Raw genomic sequence first — 24,025 nt, forward strand, 5'->3', positions numbered from 1 at the left:
GCCGTCGGCTTCCCGCCGATCACGACGAACGTGACAGCCGAGTCCACCTAGCCCGCCCGTTCGAACCAGGCGAGTGCGAGGGCGGTGACCTCGCTGGGTGCGTCGTCGGTGATGAAGTGCGCGGCGTCGTCGACGAACGCGAGCTCGTACCGGTCGGCGTAGCGCGTGAGGTCTCCGCAGAGGCGGCGGATCAACGGCTCGTCCCACGGGTGGTCGAGTCGCCCGAACGCGGCGAGGGTCGGCGGCCGCAGTCGCTGCCGGGAGAAGGTGCCGCGCGCGACCTGCATCGACACCGGGATGGCGATGCCGCGGAACAGCCGCCGCACGGCGCCGTCGATCTCGGGGCGGGCCATCGGTGCGAGGTAGGCGTCGATCGTCTCGGTCGGCAGCGGGTGGGCGATGTGGCTGGGGTCGAACAAGCCGGCGAGCGAGCGGCCTCGGCGGTGCCAGATCAGGGCCGGCATGTGGCGCATCCCCTTGACGAGCTTCAGGCTGAACGGCATGAAGATGGGCGGCACCGAGAGCTGTACCAGTGAGCGCACGCGTTCGGGGTGCGCGTAGGCGAGCTGGTTCGCGCTGATCGCGCCGAGGTCGTGCGCGACGAGGTGCGCCCGCTCGATGCCGAGCGCGTCGAGCAGCGCGAGCAGGTCGTGATGGTGGGTCTCGCGCTCGATGCGGGGGTCGTCGGCCGTGGTCCATCCGGTGCCGCGCAGGTCGGGGCAGATGACGCGGCGGCCGGCGCGTGCGAGGACGGGGGCGATCTCGCGCCACTGCCACCAGTGCGCCGGGAAGCCGTGCAGCAGCACGACCGGGTCGCCCTCGCCGATGGTCGCGACATGGCTGCGTAGATCGGGCGTCTCGACGACGAGGTGCTCGAACCCGGGCGCCTCGGGCATCGATGGGTACCAGGTGGACGACTCGGCAGCGACCTCGCGGACACGGGGCGTGTTCATGGCGGCTCCTTCGGCGCGGTGCGAACACTATGTTCCTAGTTCCACTACGTTCATAGTAGGTCTGCCGAAGAGAGGTGTACATGCCCACGACGAAGGAGCGCGCGCTCGACGCCGCCGTCGAGCTGCTCGGGGCCGAGGGAGTGCGTGCGCTGAGCCATGCGCGCGTCGACGCCCGGGCCGGGCTCCCGGCCGGCTCGACGTCGAACTGGTTCCGCACCCGCCGCGCGCTGCTCGCCGGCGTCGTCGACTGGATAGCCGAGCGCGAGCGTGCCGACTTTGATCCCTCGGGCTCACCCGTCGTGCCTGACGCCGATGGGCTGATCGACGGCCTGTGCGCCATGGCCGAGCTGCAGACGGGTCCCTTCGCGACGCGCACCAGGGCGCGCTACGCGCTCTTCCTCGAGGTCGCCTCGGACCCCGAGCTCGGGGCGCCGTTGCGGCGGCAGCGGCACGAGTTCGAACGCTGGACCGAGCAGGTCATGACCGCGGCCGGCATCCCCGATCCCGTTCCCGCCGCGCGCGCTCTGATGGCACTCGGGGACGGACTGCTGCTGCATCGGCTCACCGTCGACCCCACACTCGACATACGGCCAGCCGTCGAGCGGGCTGTGCACGCACTCATGGCCAAGGCATAGCGGCGCACGAGCGGCAATGAGCAGCGGGCGTGGTTCGTCCCCTGCCCGTCAGTGGAACGCTCTGTGCTGGCGCCGGTCCGGCGAGGCTCGAGTCCCGTCGGCCGGGTGGCGGCTCAGGACTGGTCGGTGGGCATGATCCAGATCTCGCCGATCGCGGTGTGCCGAGGTCTCGTGACCATGTAGGCGACGCCATCGGCGATGTCCTCAGGTGCCAGGACCTCGGTCTGCTCGAAGAACGGGTCGATCATGCCCTCGCGTATCTCGGCCCGGTTGTGCGAGCCGAGCTCGGTGGCGACGCCGCCGGGCTCCAGGACGCCGACGCGCACGTGCTTCTTGGTGATCTCCTGGCGCAGCGCCTCGGTGAACCCGTTCATGCCGAACTTGGTGAGGTTGTAGACGCCGTACCCGTTCCACGCGACGCGGCCGGCGATCGAGCTCACGTTCACGATGTCCGCCACCCGCCGAGGCTCCTGCTCGGCGGCCTCGAGCAGGTGAGGCAGAGCGGCATGGGTGACGTGCAGCAGTCCCTGGACGTTCACGGCGATCATGCGGTCCCACTCGTCGGTGTCGGCCCCGACCACAGGACCTAGGAGCATGAGACCGGCGTTGTTGACCACGGTGTCGAGGCGCCCGAACTGCTCGACGGTGCGCGCCACCGCAGCCTTCGCCTGGTCGCGATCGGAGATGTCCGCGACGGCGACCAGGGCGGTGCCACCCTCGCTCTCGATCGTCGTCGCTAGCTCGCGGAGGCGGTCTTCGCGGCGGGCGATCAGGGCGACCGAGGCGCCCTCCTGGGCGAGGCGGCGTGCGGTGGCCGCGCCGATCCCGCTGGACGCGCCGGTGACGAGGGCGACGGTTCCGGTCAGTCGTGTTGCCATGGTGTGGAGTCCTTGATCCCTTGATTCAGGCGTGAGGCGGCGGGTCGTGGGCGCGGGGTCAGACCGTTGCGTCCTGGTGCGCAAGGGAGGACGACAGCTCGCGGTGGGCGTCGGCCTGGGAGAGCAGGTCCTGCGCCTTCTGCTCGAACACGCCGACTGCGTCGGCTCCGGCCGCGAAGCGCAGGGGCGGCTCGTCGAGCCCGGCGAGCTGGACGAGCGCGGCGGCGAGCTTGGCGGGATCGCCGGTCTGCTGTCCGTTCATCGCGCTCCACGCGGTGACGGTCTGGCGGGTGCGCTCGGCGTAGTCGTCGATGGTGGGCTGCGCGTAGCTGGTCGACTCGGGGGTGAGCAGATCGGTGCGGAAGAAGCCCGGCTCGACGAGCATCGTGCGGATCCCGAACGGCGCGACCTCGGGGGTCAGCGACTCGATCCAGCCCTCGACCCCGAACTTGGAGGCCGCGTACGCCGACACGAACTCCCCACCCGCCAGACCCGCGGTCGAGGAGATCGTCAGCACGAGGCCCGATCGCTGCGCACGCATGACCGGCAGGACGGCTCGCGTCACGTTGATCGGACCGAACAGGTTCGTCTCGACCTGCGCGCGGAAGTCGTCGGGCGTGATCTCCTCGAAGAATCCGGCGTAGAAGTTCGCGGCGTTGTTCACCAGCACATCGATGCACCCGAAGCGATCGACGCCCGCCCGCACCGCGGCGGCCGCATCGTCCGGATCGGTCACGTCCAGCTTCACGGCCAGCAACTCAGCGTGCTCGCCGACGGCCTCGGTGACCTTCTGCGGGTCCCGCCCGGTAGCGACGACCGCGTGACCAGCCGCGAGGGCCGCTCGCGCGAAGTCCACGCCCATGCCGCGGCTCGCCCCGGTGACCAGCCATACCTGCTTCTCGCTCATGTCGTCGTCCTTCATCGATCTCCGCACCGCGTTGATCCACGGCGGCCGCCTCATGTTCCGGCGACACGTCCATGCAACGCGGTGGCGGGCACGCGAAGAAGTCACCGCTGGAACGCGTAACGGCAGGGCATCCCTCATCGCGCCGGCCACGCCTAGCGTGGAGTGATGGACACCCGCAGCGAGGTCAAGGCCTTCCTCACCTCCCGGCGCGCGAAGCTCACGCCCGAGCAGGTCGGCCTTTCGACCGCTGGTCGCGGCCGGCGCGTCCCTGGTCTGCGTCGCAGCGAGGTCGCCGACCTCGCCGGCGTCAGTGTCGAGTACTACGCCCGCCTCGAGCGGGGCGATCTGAGCGGTGTCTCCGAGAGCGTGCTCGACGCCCTTGCCCGGGCGCTCGAGCTCGACGAGGCCGAGCGACTGCACCTGGCCGACCTCGCCCGGGCAGCCGGGCCGGGCGCCCGCACACGCCGGCGACCGGCCGCGCAGCAGATCCGGCCGAGCCTGCAGTGGGTGCTCGACGGGATGACACGGCTGCCGGCCATCGTGAACGACGGATCACTCAACCTCATGGCCGCGAACACGCTCGGACGCGCTCTGTTCGCGCCCGTGCTCGCCGACGAGGCCCGCCCCGCGAACCACGCCCGGTTCAACTTCCTCAACCCCCGTGCGCACGACTTCTGGCTCGACTGGGAGCGCGCCGCCGACGATGCCGTGGCCGCACTGCGCGCGGAGGCCGGCCGCGACCCGTTCAACCGGGGCCTCACCGACCTGGTCGGAGAGCTGAGCACGCGCAGCGACGCCTTCCGCACCCGCTGGGCGTCCCACGACGTCCGCCTGCACCGCACCGGCATCAAGCACTTCCGCCACCCCGTCGTCGGCGAGCTGCACCTGTCGTTCGACGTCATGGAGCTGCCCGCCGACATAGGCCTGAGCCTGATCGCCTTCAGCGCCGAACCGGCATCGCCCGACGACGACGCACTCCGGCTCCTCTCGAGCTGGGCCGCAGATCACGTCGTGCCGAGCCGGACTCGGAACTGACGCCTGCGTACCGGCGGCTCAGCGTCCTTTGGTGTGCCCCGGGGCTTCTCGCGGGCACCCATAATTTAGATCACTCGGAATATAGTTCCCGAGAACCGAGTTGACGTGGGCATGGACTTCTTCGATGCCGTGGTGCGGTACGAGACCTACCTGTGGAACCACCTCGACGACCATCTCCGGGCCGCGGGCGGGGTGTCGCTGGCGAACCTGACCGCACTGCGGGTCGTCCGTCGGCACGCGGGGTCCGCCCGGGTCCAGGAGCTGCGCACCGAGCTGGGCATCACGGTCGGCGCGGCCAGCAAGCTGGTCGACCGGCTCGAGCGGGACGGGCTCGTCGTGCGCAGCGCGCACCCGCACGACCGGCGCTCCTCGCTGGTCACGCTGACCCCGGCGGGAGACGTCGCGCACGATGCCGGCGTGGCACTCGTGGATGCCGAGCTCGCCGTTCATCTCGCTGGCGAGGACGTCTCTGGGGAGGCCGCCCTCCTGACTCGTCTGCTCGACCGGCTGACGAAGACGGTGGCAGTGTGACCGCGGCCCGCATGCGTGCGGCGGTCGTCGACCGCCCCGGCGGTCCCGAGGTCCTGCAGGTGCGCGACGTGCCCGTGCCGCGCGCGGAACCCGGTCAGGTGCTGATCCGGGTGCGCGCGTTCGGGCTCAACCGGTCAGAGCTGCACTTCCGCCGCGGGCAGGCCTCGACCGGGACGTTCCCGCGGATCCCCGGTATCGAGGCGGCCGGAGTGGTCGAGCATGCCCCGGGCGGCGAGCTCCCACCAGGTACCCAGGTCGTCACGCTGATGGGCGGGATGGGCCGGACGTTCGACGGCGGCTACGCGCAGTACGTGGTGGTGCCGGCGGCCCAGGTGATCCCGTTCACGAGCAAGCTCCCGTGGGATGTGCTCGGCGCGGTCCCCGAGATGCTGCAGACCGCCTACGGGTCGCTCGCCGTCGGCGTCCGCCCCTCGGCGGGGCAGAGCCTGCTGGTGCGCGGCGGCACCTCCTCGATCGGGCTGACGCTCGCCGTCCTCGGCCGTTTGCAGGGCCTGACCGTCCTGTCCACGACCCGGTCTGCCAGCAGAACGGGCCTGCTCGAGAGCGTGGGCGTGGAGCACGTGCTCGTCGACGACGGGAACGTCGCCGCCCAGGTGCGCGAGCTGCACCCCGACGGGGCGGACGGGGCCGTCGAGCTCGTCGGCGTCAACGTCCTGCGCGACACTCTGCGAGCCGTCCGCAGCGGCGGCACCGTCTGCTTCACCGGCATGCTCTCCGACGAGTGGACGATCCCCGAGTTCTACCCGATGGACTGGCTCCCCAACGGCGTCCGGCTGACCGCCTACTCCGGGGAAGCCGCCGACCTGCCCGCATCTGTGCTCCAGGAGTTCCTCGACGCTGTCGCCGACGGTCGGGCCCGGGTGCCCGTCGGACGCATCTACCGTCTCGACCAGATTGCCCAGGCACACGTCGACATGGAGGCCGGCACGGTCGGCGGCAAGGGCGTGGTGGTCCTGTGATCGCGCCCGAGATCTTCACGGCGCGCGCGCTCGCAGAGCGGGAACTCAGCTCCTGCACGACGAGCGAGCCGGCGACGAAAGGCGACGGATGGACTGACGTCGACTCCACGCGCGAGGAAGACGACCAGCGCGCGCTGTGACGGCGTCCGTCCCGTCCGCGCGATGACAGAACCGCACCGTCCGTCGTTGCGCGCCAGGCGCGCAGTGGGCGCCTGGGCGAGCCGGGTCGGGCCAAGGACGGACGAGCTCCACCGGTTGCGAAATCGTTATCGACATCGTTATTGTCCAAAAGTCCGGTATCCGGTGCTGTGCCAGCGTCGGAACCCGATCGGAGAGGAACAACGATGTCCCATTCCATGACCATGAGGCGTGCCGCCGCCGTCGCGGCGTCGGCGATCACCGCCCTCGCATTGTCAGCCCCCCTCGCGCAGGCCACTCCACCGGAGTCGACCCTGCGCTCCGAGGCCCCGAGAGACCTCAAGATCGGCAGCGCCGTGTGGGGTCAGCGTGACCTGCTGAACTACGACCGGAAGCACCCCACGGAGTTCCAGAGCATCCTTGGCGCCGAGTTCAGCTCGCTGACCCCCGAGAACGACATGAAGTGGGCCGAGGTCCACCCCCAGCCCGACGTCTACGACTTCTCCGGTGCGGACGCTGTCGTGGCGTTCGCTCGGGCCAACCACCAGAAGGTCCGCGGCCACACGCTGCTCTGGCACAGCCAGAACCCGCAGTGGGTGACCGACGCCAGCGCCGACTGGACCTGCGACGAGGCGCGCGACGTCCTCGAGGACCACATCCGTACGGTCGTCGGCCGCTACGCCGGCGATGTCTACGAGTGGGACGTCGCCAACGAGATCTTCCAGGACGACTGGGACGCCGGCGGTGTCCGCCTGCGCACCGAGGCCAACCCCTTCCTCAAGGCATGCGCCGCGGACCCGGTCGCCCTCATCGGTGACGCCTTCCGGTGGGCGCACGAGGCCGACCCCGAGGCGGTCCTCTTCCTCAACGACTACAACGCCGAGGGCATCAACAACAAGACCAACGCCTACTACGCCCTGGCGCAGGAGCTGCTCGCCGACGGCGCGCCGCTGCAGGGCTTCGGCGCTCAGGGTCACCTGAGCCTCATGTACGGCTTCGACGAGTCGATCCAGGCGAACTTCGAGCGGTTCGCGGCGCTCGGGCTGAAGGTGGCAGTCACCGAGGCCGACGTCCGCATGCCGCTCGGCGAGGACGGGGAGCCGGACGCCTCACAGATCGCGCTGCAGGCCGAGCGGTACGACAAGATGCTCGAGGCGTGCCTCAACGTTTCCGCCTGCACCAGCTTCACGGTCTGGGGCTTCGACGACGGGCGTTCGTGGGTCCCGGGCGTCTTCCCCGAGGGCTACGCGACGATCATGACCGAGGACTTCGAGAAGAAGCCGGCGTACTACGCGCTGCTCGAGAGCCTCACCGACGCCACCCCCGGCACGTCCCCGCGCACGCCGCCCGGACTGAACAGCTAGGAAGGCGTCGATGGCGCGTGGGCCCGGACCGGGCCACGCGCCATCGGCCTCTCCGACGCAGAGCGAGGAGGCGCTCCCGGGACACAACACTGGCGCCTTGGCGGTGGCGCGTCAGACCTGCGCACCGTCTCGCTCAGCGGCGCCGCTCGGAAGAAGAGAGATCAGGCAGCGGACCGCACCGCTCCCGATGTCGTGTGGCGTGAGGGCAGGTGCGTCGGGCGGCGGGCCTAGAAGATCGCACTGCACCGACATCGTCGGGGCGCGAAACGAGATGAGGACCAGCGGAACGTCCGCGAGGCCCGCCGGCGTCGAGTCGGCGAGCAGGATCGCCCCCTCCACCATGGAGCTCGCGGACTGCGGGGCGCGGGGACCGACCCAGGCGAGCAGGCCGTAGCCGTCGGCTCCCGCGGCCAGCGTCGCGCCCCGGAGCACCTCGCTCTCCCAGGCGCCGAGGCGGGCGGCGAAGAGACCGATGACTCGCGTCGAGCCGCCACGCAGGGACGTCGCGGCCATGCTCGGCGTGAACCTCAGCAGGTCGACGGCCTCCCGCACGCGCCTCCCGGTGGCCCCCGAGACGCCGTCGCGGCCGTTGATCACCTTCGAGACCGTCGACGTCGAGACGCCGGCCAGGGCGGCGACGTCGGCGATCGTGGGCGTCGACCCTCGGCGCGACGGAACCGGGCGCGCACCGGGAGGGTCGAGGGACACGTCGGCTAGACCTGGCTCATGCCGCCGTCGACGACGAGCTCGACGCCCGCGACGAAGCTGCTCTCGTCGGTGGCGAGGAACAGTGCCGCGGCGGCGATCTCGTCGGGACGTCCGACGCGGCCGACGGGCACCGCGGCGGCGATCCGGGACAGGACCTCCTCACCGTGCCCGACGTAGTCGGCGAACCCGGCGGACATCGTCGGGCCGGGGCTCAGGACGTTGACCCGAATGTGCCGGTCGGCGAGCTCCGCGGTCAGGGTGCGGGCGAGCGACCGGACGGCGGCCTTGCTCGCGTTGTACGCGCCGTGGCCCGGGTCGCCGTTGCTGCCCGAGATCGACCCGACGAGCACCACGCGGGCGCCGTCGCGCAGCAGGGGGAGGAGCCGCTGGACGGCGAAGAAGGTGCCGCGCACGTTGAGGTCGGCCACGCGGTCGAACTCGCGCGGCGTCATCTCGGCGAGTGGCGGCTCGCTGCCACCGCCGGCGTTCGCGACGAGCACGTCGAGCGGGCGGCCGGTCGCGCGGACGGCCGCCGCGAGCCTGTCGAGGTCGTCGATGTCGGCTCCGTCGCCCAGGATGCCCGTCGCTGCCGGGCCTAGGCGTTCGAGCGCGGCGGCGAGGCGGTCGCGCGTGCGGCCGGTCACCAGCACCTCCGCGCCCTCCGCGACGAACCGCTCCGCCACCGCGAACCCGATCCCGGCGGTGCCGCCCGTGACGACCGCGAGCTCGCCGTCGAGACGCCCGGGGCTCATGCGTCCACCACGCTGACGTCGACCCACCGTGCGTCGGCGGTCGTCACGACATGGCGCTCGCCGACCAGCTCCACGACGGTCTCCTGCTCGCGGTCGGCGCACGAGGCGCCGGTCCACAGCTCGATCGTCCCGGGCTCGACGGCACGGACCAGGTCGCGCCCGCTGAACGCGAGCCGCGTGGTCGGCACGACGAACCGGACGAGCGCGGACGCGCCCGGCTGGAGGGTCGCCCGTGCGTAGCCGAGCAGCTGGGCGACGGGCCGGGTGATCGAGGCGACGGGGTCGTGACCGTAGAGCTGCACGACGTCCGAGCCCGCCACGGAGCCCATGTTCGTCACGCGAACGGTCGCCTCGATGCTCCCGTCGGTCGTGACGTAGGGGGAGGCGACCGTGAGGTCGGTGCGCTCGAACGTCGTGTAGGACAGGCCGTAGCCGAACGGTCGGGCCGGGTCGGGCGCGACGTTCGACACCTCGGTGGTGCCGCCGAGCACGGGGTGCAGGTACGAGTACGGCTGGGCGCCGGCCGACCGGGGCAGGCTCACGGGCAGCCGGCCCGACGGGTTCACGCGGCCGGTGAGCACGCCCGCGATCGCGGCAGCACCCTCCTCGCCCGGGAAGAACGTCTGCACGACCGCGGCGCACGAGTCGAGCGCCCAGCCGACCGCGTACGGACGCCCGGTCACCAGGACGAGGACGACCGGCGTGCCCGTCGCGACGACGGCCTCGACGAGCTCGCGCTGCACGCCGGGGAGCTCGAGCGACTCGGCGTCGCAGCCCTCGCCGGACGTGCCGCGCCCGAAGAGTCCCGCGCGGTCGCCGCCGACGACGATCGCCACGTCGGCGCTCTGCGCGGCGTGCACGGCGGCGGGCAGCCCGGCGAGGCTCGGGTCGTCGACCCCGCAGCCCTGGGCGTAGACGACGTCGTCGAGCTCGGCGCGCAGCACGTCGAGCACGGACTCGGCCTCGATGCCGAGCTCGACGCCGGGGAGCTTGTCCAGCACGTGGTTGGCGAACGAGTAGCAGCCGAACAGCGCGTTCACGCGGTCCGCGTTCGGCCCGACGACGGCGACGCGGGCCGGCGCACGCAGGGGGAGCGTGCCGTCGTTCGCGAGCAGCACGACGGAGCGTTCGGCCAGCGTCCGCGCGATCTCGCGGTGCTCGACTGGGTCGAGGCTTCCGGGGTCGTCGGCCGGCCCCTCGAACCGCTCGTCGAGGAGCCCGAGCTCCGCCTTCTGCCGCAGCACCCGCTCGACGGCCCGGTCGACCAGGGCCTCGTCGACGGCTCCGGACCGGACCGCCGCCGCGAGGGGCTCGCGGAACGCGTTGCCGGTCGGCAGCTCGACGTCGACCCCGGCCGCGAGCGCCTGGTGCGCGGCGTCGGCCAAGTCGGCCGCGACGCCGTGCAGGGACGCGAGGAAGGCGACGCCGAAGTAGTCGGCGACCACGACCCCGTCGAACCCCCACCGGTCGCGCAGCACGCCGGTCAGCAGCGAGCGGTCCGCGGCCGCGGGAAGGCCGTCGACCTCGGCGTAGGAGTGCATGACGGAGCGCGCGCCGCCGTCGAGGACCGCCATCTCGAACGGCGGCAGCAGGACGTCGGCCACCTCGCGCGGGCCCGCGTGCACCGGGGCGAGGTTGCGCCCGGCCCGCGACGCGGAGTACCCGACGAAATGCTTGAGCGTCGCGACGATGCCGACGTCCTGCAGGCCGCGGACGTAGCTCGTCCCGATCGAGCCGACGAGGTACGGGTCCTCGCCGATGCACTCCTCGACGCGGCCCCAGCGGGCGTCGCGGACCACGTCGAGCACGGGCGCGAGGCCCTGGTGGACCCCGAGCGAGCGCATCGTGGACCCGATCGCCTGCCCCATCCGACGCACCAGGTCCGGGTCGAACGCGGCCCCCCACGACAGGGGTGCCGGGAACGTCGTCGCCCGCCACGCGGCCAGCCCGGTGAGGCACTCCTCGTGGACGACCGCCGGGATGCCGAGCCGGGTCTGCTCGACGAGCCACCGCTGCCGCTCGCGCAGGCGTCCGGCGGCGGCCGCCGGCTCGACCGGCGCGGTGCCGTAGAACCGCGTGATCTGGCCGACGCCGTCGCGTGCGAACTCCTCGAAGGGCGGCTGGTCGGCGACCATCGCGCCCTGCAGCGGGGCGACGCCCTCACCCGAGCCCGCGTCGACCCACACGCCCACGAGCTGCGCGAGCTTCTCCTCCAGGGTCATCCGCGTCATGAGCTCGGCGACGCGGACGCCCGTGTCCGTCAGCTGCTGCACCATCTGCTCTCGTCCTTCGTCGTCTCTACGCGGTCAGGTCGGTCGGTCGTGCGCCCCGCGCGCCCGGGTACCAGTCCTCGAGCCCGTTCTCGGTGACGGCGATGAAGACGTCGTCGGGCCGCACCCCCTGCGCCTCGAGCCGTCGCGCGACGGCCTCGTACATGGCGGCCTTGGTGGCCGGGTCGTACATGCGCACCATGAGGATCCGCACGTAGACGACGTCGCGGCGGTTGCCGCCCAGGTAGTGCGGGTCGGCGACGATGTGGTCGGCCGGGAGCGGGTGGATCACCTGGAACCGGTCCTCGGCGTCCATCCCCAGGCCCTCGACGAGCCCGGCGTTGACGGCGTCCGCGTACGCGAGCCGCGTGGCCACCGGGACGGTGTCGGCGACCTCGATCGTGACGAGCGGCATCAGGCCCACACCTCCTTGGCGACGCGCACGTCGGCGCCGGTCCGGGCGGACTCCTCGATCGCCAGGCCCACGGCGTGGTCCTGGCAGGCCTGAGCGAGCGGGTAGGGCTCGGGCCCCTCGTCGCGCGCCCAGCTGCCTGCGGCTGCGAGCAGGCTCGCCACCGCGATGTCGTCCTCGGACAGGCGCGTGCCCACCCACGGGTTGCGGTACACGACGCGACCGTCGAACGAGGTGTGCACCACCTCGTTGCCCTCGAGGTTCATGTCGACGCCCGTGCGGCGGTAGACCAGGGGCGACGACACCACGCCGTCCTCGGTCAGACGCGTGACGTTGTCGTCGACGATCTCGCCGAGCGACCCGCGCACCACGAGGCGGCGGGCGAGCAGGGGGTTCCACCACTGGTTCTCGACGAAGTCGTAGAGACCCACGCGGCCCTCGCCGAAGTCGAGCGTCGCCAGCGTGGTCGTGCGCGGAGCGGCCTGGGGCTCGCTCACCCAGCCGTCGAACCCGAGCGGGTCGACGAGCGGCGCGACGAACGAGCGCGCGTTCACGACGACCTCGTCCATGTCCACGCCGAGGTACGCCCGGACGAGCGCGACCGCGTGGTACAGGTGCGTCGAGGCCACCTCGACGGTGTTGACCCGGCCGATCGTTCCTTGACGCACCACCTCGAGCCGCGAGGCGTGCCCGGGCATGAGCGTGTACTGCTCGCCTACCTGCACGAGCCCGCTGGCGCCGACCTCGTCCCACAGAGCGCGCAACCCGTCGAGGTCCGGCGCCGGCGGCGTCTCGGCGAGGACCTTGACCCCCGCGGCGACCAGCTCCCGGACCACGCCCGGCATCGCGGGCCAGGACACGGCCGCGACGACGAGCTCCGGGCCGAAGCGCAGGGCCTCCGCGATCGTCTCGACCGCGGGGACGCCCCACCGGGCGGTGATGCGCTCGCTCTCTGCCTCGGTCGTCGTCACGACGGCGACGACCTCCAGCCGCTCGGGGGCGGCCTGCGCCATCCGCAGGTGGAACTCGGAGCGCCAACCGCTCCCGACGATCGCGTACTTCACGGGACCCGACACCAGACGTACTTCCTCTCGATGGATGGGGACCGCCGACGGCGGTCCTCCGGCCCGACCGGGTGGTCAGACCTGACTCATGCCGCCGTCGACGACCAGCTCGGCTCCGGCGACGAAGCTCGACTCGTCCGAGGCGAGGAACAGCACGGCGGCTGCGACCTCCTCGGGGCGGCCGACCCGTCCGACCGGGATCTGCGCGACCACCCGCTGCTCGACCTCCGCCGAGCCGCCGGTGAAGGCCGCGAACCCCGCGGTCGCGGTCGGGCCGGGGCTCACGGCGTTGGCGCGGATGCGCCGGTCGCGCAGCTCCGACGTCAGCGTCCGCGCGAGCGACCGCACGGCGGCCTTCGACGCGTTGTAGACCGCGTGCCCAGGCCCGCCGTTGTGCGCGGCGATCGAGGCGGTCAGCACGATCGTGCCGCCGTCGCGCATCGCCGGGACCACGTGGTGCACCGTGAAGAACGTGCCGCGGAAGTTCAGGCCGGACACGTGGTCGAACTGCTCGGGCGTCGTGTCGGCGACGAGGGTCGACGGCACGTCCCGGCCAGCGTTGGCGACGAGGACGTCGACGAGCCGTCCGGTCTCGCGTAGGGCGAGCGCGAGCCGGGCGAGGTCCTCGGGCTCGCCCGCGTCGCCCAAGACTCCGGTGACGTGCGGTCCGAGCTCGTCGACCACCGCGTCGAGCTCACGCTTGCTCGGCGACATGACGACGACGTGCGCACCTTCGGCGACGAACCTCTCGACCACCGCTCGCCCGATGCCGGCGGTGCCGGCGGTGACGACCGCGAGCCGGCCTGCCAGCAGCCCGGAACCCGCGCTCACTTGAGCGCTCCGGCCGACAGCCCGCGCTCGAAGAACCGCTGCAGGCAGACGTACGCGACGATCACGGGCACCGCCGTGATGACGGCCGCGGCGAGCACCCCGGTCTGGTCGTTCGTGTACTGGCTCGTGAAGAACGAGGGCAGCAGCGTGACGACCTGCTTGCTCGGGTCGTTGAGCATGAGCATCGGGATCAGGTAGGCGTTCCACGCGTTGATGAGCGTGAGCACGACGATCGCGGCGGCGATCGGGCGCGTGAGCGGCAGGACGATCCGCCAGAACACCTGCACGACGTTGGCGCCGTCGACCCTTCCGGCCTCGATGAGCTCGGTCGGGATCCCGGCGACGAAGTTGCGCGCGAGCAGGATGGTGAACGGCACCTGGAGTGCGGCGAGCGGCACGATGACCGCGATCAGCTCGTCGTAGAGGTCGAACGTCGACGCCGTGACGAACAGGGGAGTCAGCAGCACGGCCTCGGGCATCGTGAGCGCCGCGAGCAGCACCCAGAACCAGATCTCCTTGCCGCCGATCCGCAGCTTCGCGAAACCGAACGCGGCGAGCATCGTGCAGACGTAGACGAGCCCGATGGTCGCTGCGGAGATCAGGATGCTGTTCTTGAAGTAGGTGCCGACGACACCTGTCGCGAAAACTTTCGCGTAGTTCTCCAGCCCCAGCCCGGCCAGCGATCCCTGCACCATGGCGACGAGCGGTGCCAGGAACGGCAGCACCATCACGGTGGCGAAGATCTGCAGGCCGATGCGGGAGCGGCGTGTGCGCACGTCGAACACGTCCTAGCTCCTCTCGGTGCGGCGGTTGCGTGCGCTCATGACGACGCCGCCGCCGACGGCCAGGACCAGCAGTGCCACCGAGATCGCGGCGGCATAGCCGAAGTGCTTCTCCTGGACCATCGTCTGGTAGATGTACGTGCCGAGGAACTCGGTCGCGTGGTTGGGGCCGCCCTTGGTGACGAGGTACGGCACGTCGAACGTCTTGAGCGCCCCGATGAAGCCGAGGACGGCCAGAGCGGCCGTCGTGCCGCGGCACATGGGCCACACGATCGAGCGCAGGGCGCGCAGGTTCCCCGCGCCGTCGATCCGTGCCGCCTCGAGCACCTCTGGGTCGATCTGGCTCATCGCGGCGTAGAAGAGGATGAACGTCAGTCCCGTCCACTGCCACACAGTGACCGTCATGACCACGGCCATGGCGGTCGACGGCTGCGCGAGCCACGGCTGCGTGAGGGCGCCGAGGCCGACGTGGCTCAGCAGCCAGTTGAGCTGGCCGTCCGCGTCGAAGATCTGCCGGAACACCGGCGCCATCGTCGCCGGGGCCAGCACGGTCGGGACGAAGATGACGATCTTGTAGAGCACGGCGAGCTTGATGCGCGAGTGCATGATCGCGGCCAGCACGAACCCGAGCACCGTCTGGACCGCGAACGTCACGACGAAGAAGACCGCCGTGTGGCGCAGCGCCGTCCAGAAGACGGTGTCGTGCACCATCGCGACGAAGTTCGCCGAACCGACGTGCTCGGGCGCCGAGAGGATGAAGCCGTTCCAGTCGAGCGTCGAGACGTACCCGGTGTACCCGATGCCGAAGTACACGAGCCCGACGACCAGCACGATCGCCGGCATGATCCAGGGCAGCCCGGTCGGCTGCCGGTGACCCCTGCCGCGCCGGCGCCCTCCGCCGGGGCGGGCGGCCGGAGTGGCCACCCGTCCCGACGTCGGTGCGACGACGGCGCCGACCGCGTCCTCGGGCGTGCGAGGCGCGACGGGCTGCGTCACGACCTCACTTCGACGCATCCTGGACCTTCTGGAGGCCGTCGAGCGCCTTCTCCGTCGACGTCTGACCCGAGGCCACGCCGATGAGAGCGTCCTTGAACGCGGTGTTGAGGTCCGCGCTCACGGTCGCGAAGCGCGGTTCGGTCGCCTGCCCCGCAGCCTCGGTGTACGCCTGCAGCGCGGCACTCTGCTTCGCCGGGTCGACGAGGTCGATCGAGTCCCACTGCGGCGTGATCCCCTTGAGCGCGGGGATGTCGTTGAGCGTGTTGGCGACGGCCTGCTGGCCCGCCTCGCTCGTCGTGAGCCAGGTGGCGAACGTCGCCGCCGCGGACTGCTGGTCCGACTTCGCGCTCACCGCGAGCCCGTAGTCGGCGTCGCCGAACATCGACCCGGTGCTGCCCGTCCCGGCGAGGTCCGGGAACGGCACGGGCGTGATCGCGATCGGCGTCGGGCTACCGACGCCTGCGGCCTCCATCGCCGCGACCATGCTGTCCTTGACCGCGTACTGCGTGTACCAGGTGCCCATCATGACCATGGCGTACTTGCCGGACATGAAGTCGTTGTTGGCGTCCGGGTACTGCTGCAGGCCGATCGCGCCGTCCTGCATGATCCCGTCGTCGAAGAGCTGCTTCCACAGGTTCATCGCCGTGACGAAGCTCGGGTCGGTCCACTTGGCCTCGCCCTTCGTCGCCTTCACGTACAGGCCGGGCTCGACGTTGTTGCTGATGGCCTCGAACGTGTCCATGTCGAACGCCCACTGGCCGGCGCCCTGCACGAAGCACCCGACGCCGTTGCTCTCGAGCGTGGCGCAGACCTGCTTCCAGTCGTCGAGCGTCGTGGGAGCCGTGAGCCCGTACTGGTCGAAGATGCCCTGGTTGATCCAGAGACCGCCCGAGTAGACCGCGCCGGCGGACAGGCCGACCAGCTTGCCGTCGGAGGTCAGGCCGTCGACGCCCGCGGGGGCGAGCTTGTCCTTCCAGTCGCTGCCCAGAGCCGCCTCTACCGTGGGTGTGAGGTCGATCGCGCCGGGTGCGAACGTGTCGACGCCACCGTTGGCGGAGCCGGGCGCGACGTTGAACACGTCCGGCCCGTCCTTCGACGTGATCGCCGGGCCGAGCACCGAGTCGTAGGAGTCGATCGGCTTCGAGACGAACGTGACCTTGATGTCGGGGTACTCCTCGTTGAAGCTCGCGATGAGCTTCTTCGCGTTCGTGGCGTCGGGCGTCCAGCCCCACCACGTGATGTCGCCCGAGGCCGCGGCCCCGGGTGTGGCCGCCGCGTCGGCGGAACCGGCCGTGCCGCTCGAGCACGCCGCGACCAGAGCCAGCAGCGCGGCTCCGGCGACCGCGACGGCCGCCGTCCGTCCGCGGTGCCGCAGCGTCGTCGTTGACGTCCGCATGGTGACTTCTCCTCATCTGGCCGCGCATCAGCGCGGACCGTCGCCGAGTGGCGTGGTGACGTGCTGGACACCCAGGCACGCCTTCAACGCCACGCCTTCCTCCGATTGGCGCGAAACTGTTGCGTGGCAACTTTCGCGATGCCGTACGATAGACACGTCGGCAACTCGCCGTCAACGTTCGGATCGAGAGGAGTGCCGCGGATGGCTGTTCGGGGCGTCACCATCGCGGAGATCGCGGCCGAGGCGGGTGTCTCCGTGCCGACGGTCTCGAAGGTGCTGAACGGCCGGAAGGGCGTGTCTGCGGACAAGCGCCGCGAGATCGAAGGGCTCCTGGCGGAGCACCGGTACCAGCGCCGCGGCCGTTCGGGCCCCAGCAGCGGTCTCGTGGACTTCGTCATCAGCGGCCTCGAGAGCCAGTGGGCCACGGCGCTCCTGCGCGGCGCCCAGGCGGAGGCGGCCCGGCTCGGCGTGGACCTCGTCGTGACGACGACGCAGGGCAGCCCCGTCGGCACGCCCGACTGGATCGAGCACCTCCTCGATCGCGGGACCGACGGCGTCGTCCTCGTCGTCTCCGAGCTGCTGCCCGCCGGCCGTGAGGAGCTGGCGCGGCTGCACATGCCGGTCGTCCTCGTCGACCCGGTCGGCTCCGGCTCGTCGTCGCTCGCCACCGTGGCAGCCACCGACTGGGCCGGCGGCAGGGACGCGACCGAGCACCTCCTGCAGCAGGGCCACCGTCGGATCGGTTTCATCACCGGCCCGATCGAGCAGGTGTGCCACCAGGACCGCCTGGACGGCTACCGCGCGGCGCTCCAGCGCGCCGGCATCGAGTACGAGGCGGCGCTCGTGCGCAACGGCGACTCGCTGGTCGGTGGCGGGCGGCGGCGCGGCGGCGAGCTGCTGGACCTTCGTGAGCCCCCCACGGCGATCGTGAGCGCGTCCGACGAGCAGGCCTACGGCGTCTACCAGGCGGCCCGGGCGCGTGGCCTGGTTGTCCCGGACGACCTCTCCGTGATCGGTTTCGACGACGTCGACCTGTGCCAGTGGGTGTCGCCGGAGCTCACCACGGTGCGCCAGCCGATCGCGGAGATGGCGCGCGAGGCGACGCGGATGGTCATCGAGGCGGCCCGCGACGGCGTCACCCCGAACCCCAGGGTCGAGCTCGCCACGTCGATCGTCATCCGCCAGTCGACCGCGCCCCCGCGCGACGCGGCCGGCCGTGCGGAGCGCCGGGCAACGACGCGAGGGGTGGCACGGTGAACCTCGCTCGCCTCGAGGTGGACCCCCGCTTCGCGCACCGCGTCGTCCGCTCGGAGCTGACCCTGCGCGGCCCGGACGGACAGGCACTCGTGGGCCGTGAGGTCACGGTGCGCCAGACCCGGCACGCCTTCCTGTTCGGCAACATCGGCTTCGACTTCGTGCCGGTCGCCAACGACGAGGACGACGACGCCCCGCGCGCCGCGTTCGGCGGCGCGACCCCGGCGAACGCCCGCCGTTTCGCCGACCTGTGGTTCGACGTGTTCAACACCGCGACCCTGCCGTTCTACTGGGCGGGGTTCGAGCCCGAGCGTGGCCGTCCCGACACCCGGCGGCTGCATCGGACCGCGCAGTGGTTCGTCGACCGGGGCGTCGCGGTCAAGGGCCACCCTCTGGTCTGGCACACCCTGGCGCCACGGTGGCTGCTCGACGTCGACGACCAGGACGTCGAGGAGGTGGTCCGAGCACGGGTCACGCGGGAGGTCGGCGACTTCGCGGACGTCATCCGGACCTGGGACGCGATCAACGAGGTCGTCATCATGCCGGTCTTCGACAAGGAGGAGAACGCCGTCACCGAGCTTGCCCGCCGGCTCGGCCGCGTCGAGACCGTCCGGCTCGCCTTCGAGACTGCGCGTGCGGCCGATCCCGGGCTGACGTTGCTGCTCAACGACTTCAACATGTCGGCGGCCTACGAGCGGCTGGTCGAGGAGTGCCTCGGCGCCGGAATCCGGATCGACGCACTCGGCCTGCAGAGCCACATGCACCAGGGCTACTGGGGCGAGGAGCGCACGCTCGAGGTGCTGGACCGCTTCGCCCGGTTCGGTCTTCCGCTGCACCTGACCGAGACGACGCTGGTGTCCGGCGACCTCATGCCGCCGGAGATCGACGACCTCAACGACTACCAGGTGCCGTCGTGGCCGACGACCCCCGAGGGCGAGGAACGGCAGGCCGACGAGCTGGAGCGGCACTACCGGACGTTGCTCTCGCACCCCGCCGTGCAGGCCGCGACCTACTGGGGGTTCACCGACGACGGGTCGTGGCTCGGCGCGCCCTCCGGTCTCGTGCGCGCCGACGGCACCCCGAAGCCCGGCTATGAGGTCCTGCGCCGTCTGGTCCGCGACGAGTGGTGGCTCACACCGCAGACCGTCGTCACGGACGAGGACGGGCGGATCGTCGTCGAGGCGTTCGCGGGGGACTACGCGCTGGACGTGCACGGCTCGACGGTTCCGGTGCACCTCGGCCTGCCCGGTGAGCACGCAGTAGACGTCGTCGCTCGGTAGGGTCCGGGTCCTGGGTGACTGACATCACCGCCGCCTCCAGACTGCTGGAGGTGCGCGGCGGTAGGCTCCAGGTCTCCGGCGATCACGCAGGGCCACGCCCGTGCCTGGCGGCGATCACCGAGATGCCGGCGGCATTCCACCATCGGCATGAGCACGGGGCCGCGGCGGCGCAGGCGGGGACGCTGCCCGATGACCTGGCGCCGCATCAGGGCGCCCTTGCCCGGGCGCTGGCTTCTGCAGGTCGGGGGCCGACGTCGACATGGCCCGGTGGCCGTGGCGGCGCGCGCTGGGCTGCAGCTGCAGTGCGGATGGTGTGCGAAGGAGGAGATGTGGCACAAGCAGGTCGACGCGGGTCCGGTCGTGCGCGCACCGACCCCGGCGCTCAGCGGGTTCGCGCTCCGCGACCCTCCGAGCAGGGCATCATCCCGGTCCTCGCCGAGATCGCTCGCGACGTCGACCGCGCGGTGCAGCGACCCCCGACACGTCCGGCGGTGCGTACCCAGTTCCAGGTCGTGGCGCTGCTCGTTCGCGAGGAGCGGGCGCGGGTGATGTCGGAGAGCGGCCTGTCCTCGTCGCGACGGACCGAACAGCTCAAGCGCCTCGACGGGGTGGCGACGATGCTGGCCAGGACCGCGGCGCGGGACACCTCGCTGCTCGAGCTGCTCGCCGAGGACGCCCGAGTCTCCGACGCGGCGCGCGCCTACAAGGCGACGGTCATGCGCGCGGGCGGTCTGGAGCCACCCGAGGAGCCCGAACCCGCTCCGGTGGCCCCACCGACCGCCTCCGCGGCGCCGCAGGTCGTACCGCGATCGGTGATCTCGCGTCAGCTGGCGAACCCGTTCCTGGCCCCGGACTTCGAGGCTGCGGCCGAGCGCATGACCCGGGCCGGTCGACTGGCGGGCTGGGAGCTGCTCGAACCGCTCTTCAACTCCTTCGAACGCGCCGCGACCGGCGCACCCGCCTGCATGGCGCTGCCCGAGCCGCGCCACGTGTCCGTCGCCCCCGGCCGGGAGCTGATGCCGCACCAGGCCCAGGTGGTCACGGCGACGGCGAACGGCCATCGCACCTTCCTGCTCGCCGACGAGCCGGGGCTCGGCAAGACCGCGCAGGCGCTGCTCGCGGCCCAGGCGGCCGACGCCTACCCGCTGCTCGTCGTCGTGCCCAACGTGGTGAAGACGAACTGGGCGCACGAGGTCGGGCTGTGGACGCCGTTCCGCACAGCCACGGTGGTGCACGGCGACGGCGCCCAGGTGGACGCGTTCGCGGACGTCGTGATCGTGAACTACGAGATCCTGGACCGGCACGTCGGCTGGCTCGGCACCCTCGGCTTCCGCGGCATGGTCGTCGACGAGGCGCACTTCATCAAGAACAAGTCGTCCCAGCGCTCGCAGCACGTCCTCACACTCTCCGAGCGCATCCGCGCGCGCACTGCGCGGCCGCTGCTGATGGCGCTCACCGGCACCCCGCTGATCAACGACATCGAGGACTTCCGGGCGATCTGGCAGTTCCTCGGCTGGATCGACGACAAGAAGCCGCTCGGCAAGCTGCAGGTCGCGCTCGACGAGACCGGCCTCACCCCTGCCGACCCGGGGTTCTACTCCGAGGCGCGGGCCAGCGTGATCGACATGGGCATCGTGCGTCGTCGCAAGGTCGACGTCGTCGCCGACATCCCCGCCCGCCGCGTGGCGGACCTGCCGGTCGAGCTCGACGGCGCGGTCGGCCGCTCGATCCGGGCCGCCGAGGCCGCGCTCGCTTCTCGGATGGTCACGCGCTACCGATCCGCGATGGAGGTGCGCGCCGCCGAGGGCGTCATGGACGGGATCGACCACGACCTCGTCCGCCGGATCGCGGCGGGGGAGCTCAAGGACTCGAGCTCGCAGACTGGTGGCGACAACGTGTTCACCATGGTGCGTCGGATCGGCCAGGCCAAGGCCGGGCTGGCGGCCGACTACGCCGCGCAGCTCGCCCGCAACGTCGGCAAGGTGGTGTTCTTCGCGAAGCACGTCGACGTGATGGACCAGGCCGAGCAGACATTCGCCGACCGCGGCATCAAGTACGCCTCTATCCGGGGCGACCAGACGACGAGGACGCGCAACAAGAACATCGCCGCGTTCGTCGACGATCCCGAGGTGCAGATCGTCGTCTGCTCCCTGATGGCCGCCGGCGTGGGGATCAACCTGCAGGTCGCGTCCAACCTGGTGCTGGCCGAGCTGTCGTGGACCGACGCCGAGCAGACCCAGGCGATCGACCGGATCCACCGCATCGGCCAGGACGAGCCCGTCACCGCGTGGCGGATCATCGCGGCCCAGACCATCGACTCGAAGATCGCCGAGCTGATCGACAGCAAGGCGGGCCTGGCCGCGCGGGCGCTGGACGGGGCCGCCGAGGAGGACACTCCCGGATCCACGGACGTGCAGCTCGAGACGCTGGTCGGGCTGCTGACCGACGCGCTCGTCGCCGAGGGCGACGGCTGACCGACGTCACATGGGCCGCTGCCACTCGGCGTCGACGCTCTCCTGCCGGAACCCGAGCGCGACGTTGATGGCGAGCATGTGCTGGTTCTCCTGCGCGTTCCACGTGTGGATGCGCTCGGCCTGCGGGCGGACGACGGACAGGGCGTCGAGGACCGCGAGCTTCGCGAGCATGCCGAGCCCGTGACCGCGGTGCTCGCGGAGCACGAGGGTGTCCTCTTGGAAGACCACCGCGGGCTTGTCCCACGGGTACGCGACCTCCGAGAAGCCGGCCAAGGTCCCCGTCGGCACGTGCTCGACGACGGCCGACAGGAAGCCCTGCCCGCGTCCGCGCACGTCTGCGGCGCCGGTGCGCACCCGGTCGGCGTCCCACGGGTCTTCCGTCAGCTCGAGCCCGGCGTGCGGTGCGTCCGTGCTCATGCGAGTGCGCAGGATGGCGAGCTGGTCGAGCCAGACCTCGTCGTACGCGTCCTGCATCGTGTGGACGCGATAGTCCGGGCCGGGGTTCGGGCGCAGCGGGTCGACGACGGCGGCAGGCACCGGGACGTCGAGCACCGAGTGCCTGACCACCTGCTCGAGCGTGAACCCGCGGGAGAGTGCGAACCGGGTCGAGTCGTCGTCGAGCGGGATGCGCCCGCTGCCCGTCGGTGAGTCGATCCCCGGCTGGCCCGGGGGTGGCTCGACGGCGTACGACGAGTCCGACATGACGACGCTGCGTCCGCCGTCGCGGGCCAGCTGCATCCCGGCGTCGAACAGCGCGGAGCCGATGCCCTGACGTCGCCAGTCGGGGTGCACGGCGACGAACACCACCGCGGTGTGGGTGTTGCCGACGAGCGGCAGGCCGACCATCGCCCTGCCGACGACGTCCCTCGTACCGCGGGGGACCGCGACGAGCCGGTGGACCTTGCGGTGCGGCTCGACGAGCGTCGCCCGCGTGGTCGGCACGTCCACCGCGAAGTCGTTCGAGCCGTGGATCTCGCGGTCGATGGCGTCGGCGACGAGCACGGTCCCCTCCACCGTCCAGGCGTCGGGATGGTCCGGGTCGGCGGGGACGGTGACGAGATCGATCATCGGGTCAGCCTCGCCGCGGGGCCCCGGCGACAGCAACGTGAATCCGTCGGCGTCGCAAGAATGGGGGCATGGCGCAGGCAGTGGTCTCGTTCCGGCTCTGGCCGCCGGTGGCGATCGGCGTCCCCTGGCTGGTCGGGTGGCTCGCGACGCTGGCGTGGGGTGACCCCGTCGAGCTCGGCGGGTGGCGGGTCCCGCTCGGCTGGGCGCTGGTGGTCCTCTTCGTCGGGTGGAACGGCTGGGCGCTGTGGCTCTTCGCCCGGTACGAGACCGGGCTCCTGCCGGGGCAGGCGACGCACGCGATGATCGAGTCGGGGCCCTTCAGGCTCTCCCGCAACCCTCTGTATGTCGGCCTGCTCGGGCTCTACGTCGGTGTCGCGCTGTTGGTGCCGACGTTCTGGGGGCTCGTGCTGTTCCCGGCTGCGGTGGCGCTGGTGCGCTGGGGAGCGGTCCTGCCCGAGGAACGCTTCCTGCACGAGCGGTTCGGTGTGGCGTACGACGACTACCGGCGGCGCGTGCCTCGCTGGATCGGCCCGGTGCGGCACCCGCAGCACTAGACCGGCGGCGCGCACCGACCCAGGGTCGGTTCGCGCCGCCGGGTGGGCTGCGTCAGAGGCTGCGGGCGGTGATGTCGCCGTAGGCCGTCGTCGCGTGGATGTTCAGCTCAGGGACACTGGAGGCGTTCACGAGCCCGTTCTGGATCCGGCCGTAGGTGGCGCCGGCGTCGAGCGAGGCCGACGATCCGGCGGCCGCCGTGACCGAGACGTCGCCGAGCTGGGTGCTCAGGACGACCTTGCCGCGGACGGCCTCGTCGATCCGGATGTCGCCCTTGCCCGTGCTGATCTCGGCGGGTCCGTCGAGGCGGCCGACCGAGACGTCACCGGTGTGGGTGCGGACCTGCACGCTCGCGACCTCGTCGAGCTTGATGACGCCCTGGGCGCCGTCGAACGTCACGTCGCCGAGGCGTCCGACGCCCCGGATCTCCGCGCTGGCCGCCTTGGCCTGGACGCGGGAACCGGCGGGAACCTGGACCGTCACCTCGAGGGAGCCGGAGTTGCCGAGGACCTCGTGCTTGGTCGGGGTCTCGATGATCAGGATGCCGTCCTGGAATTGGACCGTGGTCCGCTCGGCCGTCTTCACGTCACGCCCCTTCGAGGCGTCCGCGGGGCGGACCTCCACGACGGTGTCGGAACGGTCGGCGGCGATGACCTGGACGCGGCCCGCCGGGATGTCGAGGACGGCGGTGATGGGGGCGGTGGTGGCGAAGTTCTGCATCGTGCTCAACTCCTGTGGCTTGGCGTGCTCTGTGTTTCTGACATT

The 24,025-nt window shown here is 71.5% G+C and carries 24 protein-coding genes; 10 read left to right on the forward strand and 14 right to left on the reverse strand.

Translation table 11 applies throughout. From position 1 onward, the window contains the following. Positions 1-47 precede the first annotated feature (47 nt). A complete protein-coding gene (locus tag AC1DPN_RS08265; protein ID WP_477084251.1) occupies positions 48-953 on the reverse strand; it encodes an alpha/beta fold hydrolase in 906 nt (301 codons plus the stop codon). 80 nt (positions 954-1,033) lie between these two features. On the opposite strand from AC1DPN_RS08265, the gene AC1DPN_RS08270 reads away from it, so the two are divergent. Next, complete coding sequence (locus AC1DPN_RS08270) at positions 1,034-1,588, forward strand: TetR/AcrR family transcriptional regulator (protein ID WP_477084252.1); 555 nt, start codon at positions 1,034-1,036, stop codon at positions 1,586-1,588. Between the two features lie 113 nt (positions 1,589-1,701). Here AC1DPN_RS08270 and AC1DPN_RS08275 read toward each other — a convergent pair whose 3' ends face one another. Further along, positions 1,702-2,466, reverse strand: coding sequence for an SDR family NAD(P)-dependent oxidoreductase (locus tag AC1DPN_RS08275; RefSeq protein WP_477084253.1), 765 nt, complete (start codon positions 2,464-2,466; stop codon positions 1,702-1,704). 58 nt (positions 2,467-2,524) lie between these two features. Continuing rightward, entirely contained in the window at positions 2,525-3,373 is an 849-nt protein-coding gene (locus AC1DPN_RS08280) for an SDR family oxidoreductase (RefSeq protein WP_477084254.1), read from the reverse strand. Positions 3,374-3,538: 165 nt separating this feature from the next. Between AC1DPN_RS08280 and AC1DPN_RS08285 the strand changes: the two genes are divergently transcribed. From AC1DPN_RS08285 to AC1DPN_RS08305, 5 genes are all read left to right on the forward strand, one after another. Beyond that, complete coding sequence (locus tag AC1DPN_RS08285; RefSeq protein WP_477084255.1) at positions 3,539-4,408, forward strand: helix-turn-helix domain-containing protein; 870 nt, start codon at positions 3,539-3,541, stop codon at positions 4,406-4,408. 111 nt (positions 4,409-4,519) lie between these two features. After that, on the forward strand, positions 4,520-4,939 hold the full coding sequence (locus tag AC1DPN_RS08290; RefSeq protein WP_477084256.1) for a MarR family winged helix-turn-helix transcriptional regulator: 420 nt from the start codon (positions 4,520-4,522) through the stop codon (positions 4,937-4,939). Beyond that, positions 4,936-5,919, forward strand: a complete 984-nt coding sequence (locus AC1DPN_RS08295; RefSeq protein ID WP_477084257.1) for an alcohol dehydrogenase catalytic domain-containing protein — start codon at positions 4,936-4,938, stop codon at positions 5,917-5,919. The genes AC1DPN_RS08290 and AC1DPN_RS08295 overlap by 4 nt, the downstream gene beginning before the upstream one ends. Then, on the forward strand, positions 5,916-6,059 hold the full coding sequence (locus tag AC1DPN_RS08300) for a hypothetical protein (RefSeq protein WP_477084258.1): 144 nt from the start codon (positions 5,916-5,918) through the stop codon (positions 6,057-6,059). Before AC1DPN_RS08295 ends, AC1DPN_RS08300 begins: the two co-directional genes overlap by 4 nt. Before the next feature lie 216 nt (positions 6,060-6,275). Then, complete coding sequence (locus tag AC1DPN_RS08305; protein WP_477084259.1) at positions 6,276-7,421, forward strand: endo-1,4-beta-xylanase; 1,146 nt, start codon at positions 6,276-6,278, stop codon at positions 7,419-7,421. A gap of 111 nt (positions 7,422-7,532) precedes the next feature. Here the strand turns inward: AC1DPN_RS08305 and AC1DPN_RS08310 are convergent, their stop codons facing one another. The 9 genes from AC1DPN_RS08310 to AC1DPN_RS08350 form a co-directional block, all read right to left on the reverse strand. Beyond that, entirely contained in the window at positions 7,533-8,129 is a 597-nt protein-coding gene (locus AC1DPN_RS08310; protein WP_477084260.1) for a LacI family DNA-binding transcriptional regulator, read from the reverse strand. A gap of 5 nt (positions 8,130-8,134) precedes the next feature. After that, positions 8,135-8,881 carry an SDR family oxidoreductase gene (locus AC1DPN_RS08315; protein ID WP_477084261.1) on the reverse strand — a complete coding sequence of 249 codons (747 nt, stop codon included), beginning with the start codon at positions 8,879-8,881 and terminating at the stop codon, positions 8,135-8,137. Next, entirely contained in the window at positions 8,878-11,157 is a 2,280-nt protein-coding gene (locus AC1DPN_RS08320; RefSeq protein WP_477084262.1) for a beta-xylosidase/alpha-l-arabinosidase, read from the reverse strand. Before AC1DPN_RS08320 ends, AC1DPN_RS08315 begins: the two co-directional genes overlap by 4 nt. 22 nt (positions 11,158-11,179) lie before the next feature. Next, a complete protein-coding gene (locus AC1DPN_RS08325) occupies positions 11,180-11,566 on the reverse strand; it encodes a tautomerase family protein (RefSeq protein ID WP_477084263.1) in 387 nt (128 codons plus the stop codon). Continuing rightward, on the reverse strand, positions 11,566-12,639 hold the full coding sequence (locus AC1DPN_RS08330; RefSeq protein ID WP_477084264.1) for a Gfo/Idh/MocA family protein: 1,074 nt from the start codon (positions 12,637-12,639) through the stop codon (positions 11,566-11,568). Before AC1DPN_RS08330 ends, AC1DPN_RS08325 begins: the two co-directional genes overlap by 1 nt. Before the next feature lie 63 nt (positions 12,640-12,702). Beyond that, positions 12,703-13,458, reverse strand: a complete 756-nt coding sequence (locus AC1DPN_RS08335; RefSeq protein WP_477084265.1) for an SDR family NAD(P)-dependent oxidoreductase — start codon at positions 13,456-13,458, stop codon at positions 12,703-12,705. Beyond that, on the reverse strand, positions 13,455-14,243 hold the full coding sequence (locus tag AC1DPN_RS08340) for a carbohydrate ABC transporter permease (RefSeq protein WP_477084266.1): 789 nt from the start codon (positions 14,241-14,243) through the stop codon (positions 13,455-13,457). Before AC1DPN_RS08340 ends, AC1DPN_RS08335 begins: the two co-directional genes overlap by 4 nt. 3 nt (positions 14,244-14,246) lie before the next feature. Continuing rightward, complete coding sequence (locus AC1DPN_RS08345) at positions 14,247-15,236, reverse strand: carbohydrate ABC transporter permease (RefSeq protein WP_477084267.1); 990 nt, start codon at positions 15,234-15,236, stop codon at positions 14,247-14,249. A gap of 4 nt (positions 15,237-15,240) precedes the next feature. After that, on the reverse strand, positions 15,241-16,632 hold the full coding sequence (locus AC1DPN_RS08350) for an ABC transporter substrate-binding protein (RefSeq protein ID WP_477084268.1): 1,392 nt from the start codon (positions 16,630-16,632) through the stop codon (positions 15,241-15,243). Positions 16,633-16,833: 201 nt separating this feature from the next. Between AC1DPN_RS08350 and AC1DPN_RS08355 the strand changes: the two genes are divergently transcribed. From AC1DPN_RS08355 to AC1DPN_RS08365, 3 genes are all read left to right on the forward strand, one after another. Continuing rightward, a complete protein-coding gene (locus AC1DPN_RS08355) occupies positions 16,834-17,889 on the forward strand; it encodes a LacI family DNA-binding transcriptional regulator (RefSeq protein ID WP_477084269.1) in 1,056 nt (351 codons plus the stop codon). Then, positions 17,886-19,166, forward strand: a complete 1,281-nt coding sequence (locus AC1DPN_RS08360) for an endo-1,4-beta-xylanase (RefSeq protein WP_477084270.1) — start codon at positions 17,886-17,888, stop codon at positions 19,164-19,166. The genes AC1DPN_RS08355 and AC1DPN_RS08360 overlap by 4 nt, the downstream gene beginning before the upstream one ends. Before the next feature lie 329 nt (positions 19,167-19,495). After that, a complete protein-coding gene (locus tag AC1DPN_RS08365) occupies positions 19,496-21,640 on the forward strand; it encodes a DEAD/DEAH box helicase (RefSeq protein WP_477084271.1) in 2,145 nt (714 codons plus the stop codon). 6 nt (positions 21,641-21,646) lie between these two features. On the opposite strand, the gene AC1DPN_RS08370 is transcribed toward AC1DPN_RS08365, so the two are convergent. Then, entirely contained in the window at positions 21,647-22,708 is a 1,062-nt protein-coding gene (locus AC1DPN_RS08370) for a GNAT family N-acetyltransferase (protein WP_477084272.1), read from the reverse strand. Positions 22,709-22,776: 68 nt separating this feature from the next. Between AC1DPN_RS08370 and AC1DPN_RS08375 the strand changes: the two genes are divergently transcribed. After that, positions 22,777-23,262 (forward strand): methyltransferase family protein, encoded by a 486-nt coding sequence (locus AC1DPN_RS08375; RefSeq protein WP_477084273.1) that lies wholly within the window; start codon positions 22,777-22,779, stop codon positions 23,260-23,262. A 52-nt stretch (positions 23,263-23,314) separates the two neighbouring features. Here AC1DPN_RS08375 and AC1DPN_RS08380 read toward each other — a convergent pair whose 3' ends face one another. Beyond that, positions 23,315-23,980 (reverse strand): DUF4097 family beta strand repeat-containing protein, encoded by a 666-nt coding sequence (locus tag AC1DPN_RS08380; RefSeq protein ID WP_477084274.1) that lies wholly within the window; start codon positions 23,978-23,980, stop codon positions 23,315-23,317. Positions 23,981-24,025 lie beyond the last annotated feature (45 nt).

Source organism: Cellulomonas sp. P4_H4, assembly GCF_056400865.1.

Coding starts and splice junctions, on each gene's coding strand:
- AC1DPN_RS08265 (WP_477084251.1), bottom strand. CDS start 953: ATGAACACGCCCCGTGTCCGCGAGGTCGCTGCCGAGTCGTCCACCTGG.
- AC1DPN_RS08270 (WP_477084252.1), top strand. CDS start 1,034: ATGCCCACGACGAAGGAGCGCGCGCTCGACGCCGCCGTCGAGCTGCTC.
- AC1DPN_RS08275 (WP_477084253.1), bottom strand. CDS start 2,466: ATGGCAACACGACTGACCGGAACCGTCGCCCTCGTCACCGGCGCGTCC.
- AC1DPN_RS08280 (WP_477084254.1), bottom strand. CDS start 3,373: ATGAGCGAGAAGCAGGTATGGCTGGTCACCGGGGCGAGCCGCGGCATG.
- AC1DPN_RS08285 (WP_477084255.1), top strand. CDS start 3,539: ATGGACACCCGCAGCGAGGTCAAGGCCTTCCTCACCTCCCGGCGCGCG.
- AC1DPN_RS08290 (WP_477084256.1), top strand. CDS start 4,520: ATGGACTTCTTCGATGCCGTGGTGCGGTACGAGACCTACCTGTGGAAC.
- AC1DPN_RS08305 (WP_477084259.1), top strand. CDS start 6,276: ATGACCATGAGGCGTGCCGCCGCCGTCGCGGCGTCGGCGATCACCGCC.
- AC1DPN_RS08315 (WP_477084261.1), bottom strand. CDS start 8,881: ATGAGCCCCGGGCGTCTCGACGGCGAGCTCGCGGTCGTCACGGGCGGC.
- AC1DPN_RS08320 (WP_477084262.1), bottom strand. CDS start 11,157: ATGGTGCAGCAGCTGACGGACACGGGCGTCCGCGTCGCCGAGCTCATG.
- AC1DPN_RS08325 (WP_477084263.1), bottom strand. CDS start 11,566: ATGCCGCTCGTCACGATCGAGGTCGCCGACACCGTCCCGGTGGCCACG.
- AC1DPN_RS08350 (WP_477084268.1), bottom strand. CDS start 16,632: ATGCGGACGTCAACGACGACGCTGCGGCACCGCGGACGGACGGCGGCC.
- AC1DPN_RS08355 (WP_477084269.1), top strand. CDS start 16,834: ATGGCTGTTCGGGGCGTCACCATCGCGGAGATCGCGGCCGAGGCGGGT.
- AC1DPN_RS08370 (WP_477084272.1), bottom strand. CDS start 22,708: ATGATCGATCTCGTCACCGTCCCCGCCGACCCGGACCATCCCGACGCC.
- AC1DPN_RS08375 (WP_477084273.1), top strand. CDS start 22,777: ATGGCGCAGGCAGTGGTCTCGTTCCGGCTCTGGCCGCCGGTGGCGATC.
- AC1DPN_RS08380 (WP_477084274.1), bottom strand. CDS start 23,980: ATGCAGAACTTCGCCACCACCGCCCCCATCACCGCCGTCCTCGACATC.